The sequence below is a fragment of the Achromobacter veterisilvae genome, from assembly GCF_900496975.1.
In the GTDB taxonomy this organism is placed as follows: domain Bacteria; phylum Pseudomonadota; class Gammaproteobacteria; order Burkholderiales; family Burkholderiaceae_B; genus Achromobacter; species Achromobacter veterisilvae.
Map to the genome: position 1 here is coordinate 1 of NZ_UFQC01000098.1, position 1,152 is coordinate 1,152.

1 protein-coding gene is annotated in these 1,152 nt (G+C 62.6%); it reads left to right on the forward strand.

The window, feature by feature from the left end; translation table 11 throughout:
• Nucleotide 1: 1 nt before the first annotated feature.
• On the forward strand, nucleotides 2-1,152 hold a 1,151-nt coding region (gene tuf, locus AVE30378_RS32465), incomplete at its 3' end, for an elongation factor Tu (protein ID WP_129247294.1).

Sequence of the window (1,152 nt, forward strand, 5' to 3'; positions counted from 1 at the left end):
CATGGCAAAAGGCAAGTTTGAACGTACCAAGCCGCACGTGAACGTGGGTACGATTGGTCACGTTGACCACGGCAAAACGACGTTGACGGCGGCGATCACGACCGTTCTGTCGAACAAGTTTGGCGGCGAAGCCAAGGGCTACGACCAGATCGACGCGGCACCTGAAGAAAAGGCACGCGGCATCACGATCAACACGGCGCACGTCGAGTACGAAACGGAATCGCGTCACTACGCGCACGTTGACTGCCCGGGCCACGCCGACTACGTGAAGAACATGATCACGGGCGCGGCGCAGATGGACGGCGCGATCCTGGTGGTGTCGGCCGCTGACGGCCCGATGCCGCAGACGCGCGAACACATCCTGCTGAGCCGCCAGGTTGGCGTGCCGTACATCATCGTCTTCCTGAACAAGGCTGACATGGTCGACGACGCCGAGCTGCTCGAGCTGGTGGAAATGGAAGTCCGCGAACTGCTGAGCAAGTACGACTTCCCGGGCGACGACACCCCGATCGTGAAGGGTTCGGCCAAGCTGGCGCTGGAAGGCGACAAGGGCGAACTGGGCGAACAGGCCATCCTGTCGCTGGCGCAAGCTCTGGACTCGTACATCCCGACGCCCGAGCGTGCCGTTGACGGCGCGTTCCTGATGCCGGTTGAAGACGTGTTCTCGATCTCGGGTCGCGGCACCGTGGTGACCGGCCGTATCGAACGCGGCATCATCAAGGTTGGCGAGGAAATCGAAATCGTCGGTATCGTGCCGACGGTGAAGACGACCTGCACGGGCGTGGAAATGTTCCGCAAGCTGCTGGACCAAGGTCAAGCGGGCGACAACGTGGGCATTCTGCTGCGCGGCACCAAGCGTGAAGACGTCCAGCGCGGCCAGGTTCTGGCCAAGCCGGGCTCGATCACCCCACACACGGACTTCACGTCCGAGGTGTACATCCTGTCCAAGGAAGAAGGCGGCCGCCACACGCCGTTCTTCAACGGCTATCGTCCCCAGTTCTACTTCCGCACGACGGACGTGACGGGCACGATCGACCTGCCGGCCGACAAGGAAATGGTCCTGCCGGGCGACAACGTGACGATGACCGTCAAGCTGCTGGCCCCGATCGCCATGGAAGAAGGCCTGCGTTTCGCCATCCGTGAAGGCGGTCG